At 73.4% G+C, this 4119-nt stretch carries 4 protein-coding genes; 1 reads left to right on the top strand and 3 read right to left on the bottom strand.

Annotated features, from left to right (window positions below):
• Positions 1 to 102: 102 nt before the first annotated feature.
• The 3 genes from AC0CYZ_RS17210 to AC0CYZ_RS17200 form a co-directional block, all read right to left on the bottom strand.
• On the bottom strand, positions 103 to 819 hold the full coding sequence (locus AC0CYZ_RS17210) for a hypothetical protein (protein ID WP_472217500.1): 717 nt from the start codon (positions 817 to 819) through the stop codon (positions 103 to 105).
• Positions 820 to 909: 90 nt separating this feature from the next.
• Entirely contained in the window at positions 910 to 1665 is a 756-nt protein-coding gene (locus AC0CYZ_RS17205) for a hypothetical protein (protein ID WP_472217498.1), read from the bottom strand.
• Positions 1662 to 2915 (bottom strand): helix-turn-helix domain-containing protein, encoded by a 1254-nt coding sequence (locus AC0CYZ_RS17200; RefSeq protein ID WP_472217496.1) that lies wholly within the window; start codon positions 2913 to 2915, stop codon positions 1662 to 1664. Before AC0CYZ_RS17200 ends, AC0CYZ_RS17205 begins: the two co-directional genes overlap by 4 nt.
• A gap of 488 nt (positions 2916 to 3403) precedes the next feature.
• Between AC0CYZ_RS17200 and AC0CYZ_RS17195 the strand changes: the two genes are divergently transcribed.
• A complete protein-coding gene (locus AC0CYZ_RS17195) occupies positions 3404 to 3931 on the top strand; it encodes a hypothetical protein (RefSeq protein ID WP_472217494.1) in 528 nt (175 codons plus the stop codon).
• Positions 3932 to 4119: the final 188 nt, after the last annotated feature.

The following is a 4119-nucleotide window of genomic DNA, read 5'->3' as shown; positions in this document are numbered from 1 at the left end:
CACCGCGGGCCGTCCCCCCGGGGCGCGAGACCGGGGGCAGGCACCGCCGCGAGTGAGCGGGGTGGGACCCGTCCCGCTGTCGAGGCAGCGATCGGCCGCCCGTCAGGCCTGCGCCAGCGCGCCGGTGACGAGCCTCCTGAGCTGCTCGGGTGTCACCCGCTGCCGCCCGGTGATCTCGGAGCCGTCCCGGTCGCGATAGACCGGCGTGCTCGACGCGACCTCCGGCCCCTGGGCGATGAGCGTCGTCGTCACGATCGACGGGTCGACCGGGGCGATCGTGTGCACCGTGCCGTGGTCACACCGGTACGGGGTGTCCCGGCCCCGGCGCATCGTCTCGACGACGCCCAACCGCCTCGTGCCGGACGGCACCATCTCCCCCCGGGCGGGCCGGTACTCGAGGCGACGGAACTCCGTCCCGTCGGCCCGCTCCTCGAAGTGCACGACCTCGAGAGGTCCGCCCCCGACCACGACCGACGCGAAGCGCCAGCAGTGCGAGTGCGGGTCGTTCTGCGGTTCGTCGGCCCCCGCACGGTCGTCCCAGATGTGCAGTCGGAGACGGACCGAGGTGCCGGGCAGGTGGCCCAGCACGAGCTTCGCGAATCCGAGCGGGTGCCAGGTGCACTCCTCGGTCACCGCCGTCGACCGGGCGGCCTCCGTGCGCACGGCCCGGAGCACGTCGGGGAGGTGCCCGGACGCGACGCTCGCCGAGACGACGGCGACGAGGTCGTCGAGGTCGGGCGCTGAGGAGTCCCGTGGCGGGGCGATGCTCCCGATGTGCTCGAGGAAGCCGCGGACCCCGAACCGTTCCGTGGACGTCATCAGGCCCCCCGGGTTCCGTCGCCTCCACCTGCCCCCCGTCCGAGACTAGGTCCGGCCAGGGGATGCGTCGTGTCGCCGACGCGTGCGGAGTCAGGGGACGGCCGGGTCCAGGACGGCGGTCGAGCGGGCCGTGGACGGCGCCATCGCGGTGATCACCTCGTCGATCAGGCTCGCGATCACGGCCTCTCCCAGTGGCATGCGGCACGGGTCGGGCACGGCGTCCGGGCGCAGGAAGACCAGTGCGGCGGTCTCCTCGACCGGGCCCTGCAGGACCAACGTCGCCGTCGTGTGGTCGTCGATCGGCGCCACCGTGTGGATCACGTCGGTGTCGCACCCGTAGAGGTCGTCCCGGTCGCGGACCCAGAACTCCCGGCTGGTCAGGTGGTCCTCGCCGTCCGCCCGCAGCTCGGCACGGGACGCGGGGTCGAAGACGAAGCGGTGGTGGAGTGCGCCGGATCCGTCCACCGTGAACTCCTCGACGAGCAGCCCGGTGCCGGCGAGCACCGTGGACGCGAACTTCCACCGGTGCCCGTGCGGGGCCGTGTCGCCGCGCGGGACGTCCTCGAACTCCTCGTGGACCCCGACGGTGGGCCAGACGTGGAGTCGGACCGAGGAGCCCTCCGGTCCCGACTCGTGCAGCACGATCTTGGCGAAGCCGTTGGGGTGGCGGTAGGAGCGCGCGGCCACGGCGGCGAGGTCGTCGTCACGGGCGACCCGCAACAGGTCGAGCACCTCGTCGGGGTGGTCCCGCACGAGCTCGACGGCGCTCCGGTAGTCGTCGATGTCGGTGCAGACGTCGATCAGCTCGACGATCCCGGCCGCCGCGACCGCCGTCGGGGTGCTCACGACGCGCCCGACAGGACGACGGGGACGCGGGTGAGCCGGGCGTGCGCGACGGTCACCGCACGGAGGGCGTCGAGCTGCAACCAGACCGGGACGTCCCCGTTCGGCCACTGCCAGCGGCCGAGCGACGGGTTGTAGGCCTGCCAGACCCGGTCGAGGGCCTCGTGGAGCAACGGCCACGACGGATCCGGCACCGAGGCCAGCGCGTGCACGACCAGGGCCGGCGTGAAGTGACGTATCTCCAGGTCGGGCTGCCCGCTCGACGCGACGTTCTCCCGCACGGGAACGAGGTCGGCGTGCTGCTCCAGCCACTCCTGTGCACGCGTCACGGCGGCGGCGTAGGTGCCGTCGGGGTCCTCGAGCCCGCGCTCGATCGCGTGTGCGAGGACGGTCATGGCCCGGGCCGTGTGCGCCGTGGAGATCTCCGGGATCGCGCCCTCGACGGCCGGCCGCTTCTCGGGCCATGCGCTCCCGGTCGTGTCCCGGCTCTCCAGGAGCGCTCTCGCGAGTGCCTCGGCCAGCCCGAGCTTCGGCCGGAGGCGGGCGGTGACGCTGAGGGCCTCCGTGACGACGTAGGTCGGCACGGCGCGTGTCCGGCCGTCGAGGACGTCTCCGAGCAGGGCACCGAGCTCGGCGAGGGCCGTGTCCGTGTCGAAGTCGGCGCCGAGCCGGTCGAGCGCGTCGATCACGACGGCGGTCGCCTCCGGGCGCAGCCCGATGGTGCGGGTGCCCCACCCGCCGGTCTCGAGGTGGAACGCGAGCAGCGACCGCCCGAGCGCGTGACGGTCGACGTAGGGCGGGTCCTGGAGCATGACGAGGAGGCGGACCGCCGAGGCGCTCGTGAAGGCGCTCGGGGGGAGCTCGTGGTTGAAGTCGCGCCGCCACCCCAGGGGGTGCCCGCGTTCGTCGTCCACCAGTTCCCCGACCAGGACCCGCCCGAGCAGCCGGTGCACGTCGTAGAGGGACGTCCCCGGGACACCCGCCGGGGCCGGCAGGGGCGGCGGCGCGACACTGCGGGTGCGCTCCGAGTCGAAGGCGCCGACGAGCTCGTCCCGGGCGTCGAGGATGTCCGCGAGCCTCCCGAGGTTCTCCCGCGAGGGCAGGTGCCGGTTCGTCTCCCACTGCGAGATCGTGGCCCGCTGCACGCGGAGGCTCCGGGCGATCTCGTCCTGCGTGCGGCCGGCGCGCCGGCGGGCCTCCCGCAGCACGGGCCCGAAACCGCCCTCGGCGATCATGGCCTGGGCCCCACTCATCGCAGGTAGGCGATGAGTAGGAAGGAAGGCATGACGACGTAGGGTAGGCGTTCGAGGGGTCCCGTGCCAGCACCACCCCGCGGTGGGGTGCGGCGCGTCGGGACTCCGCGCATCGAGGTCGTCCGTCTCCACGGCCCCCACCGTGGCGCGGGCGGTCGCCGACCGTCCCCTGGATCGTGCCGACCAGGCGGTACGCCGGATCGTCGTCCACCGTTCGCGTGCGCGGTCGACAAGATCGCGGGGCACGCCCGGAGCATCTCAGAGAGCGTCGGGGCTGCTGCGCGGGGCCCGCCACAGCCGTCGACACCGCGTAGGTTTGTCAACCTACCTCAATGCATCAAGCAACGATCACATACCAACCCCACACGTGGGCATCATGTAGGCAGGGCGAGCGGGAACACTGAGGCGGTCCGGGACGGCACGACGGTTCGGGGGTCGGCGATGTGGTGCACCACGAGGTCCGGACGGTCGCGCACGAGGAGCGTCGCGTGACCGGGCGGTGGCACGACCCCGGCGACTGGGGGGAGCGGGGCCATCCGCACGAGCCCGGAGCTCCGTGGTGGGTGCTGTTGCGTCTGCGCACCCGAGCCTTCCTCGCTGCGACGGTGACCGCGCTCCCCGCAGCGGTGTGGGCCGGGTCCGGGTCGGTGGAGGACGTCGGCGCGGTCGTCCTGATCATGCTGGCGAGCACCGCCGTGCCGGAGGTCCGGGAACTGCTCGCGGAGCAGGCGTGGCGCGTCGTCCTCGAGCGGCGGCTGCGGACGGCTTTCCTCGAGCTCCGCGTGGCCAACCGCCGCGGGCGCACACCGACGGTGCTCCGCAGCGCCGCCCGGAACGGGGCCGTCGTGGTCCGGGTTTGGTTGCCCGTCGGCCTGGCGCTCCCCGATCTCACCGCTGCGCGCCACCGCATCGCGGAGCTCTGCTTCGTCGACGAGGTCCACGTCCGGTCGCGCGAGGGCAGCCGGGACACCGCCGAGGTGGTCCTCCTGCGTCACACCCTCGGCCAGCGGGCCTGACGGGCGCGGCGGACCGAAACCGGCTCGTCACGGACGAGCCGTTGCCATCGGCCTGACGCTCACCTCACAGTGAGGTATGCGCCGACCACGTCCCGTGACGCTCGCCTGCTACGTCGTGCTGGGCCTGATCACCGTCGGTCTGCTGACCGCCCCGCTGCTCGGCTTCGTCAACCGCCCGCAGCTGTGGT

The sequence above is a fragment of the Actinomycetospora sp. genome, from assembly GCF_055612215.1.
Note: the sequence above shows the minus strand (reverse complement) of the source record. Positions and strands in the feature narration are given on the sequence as shown.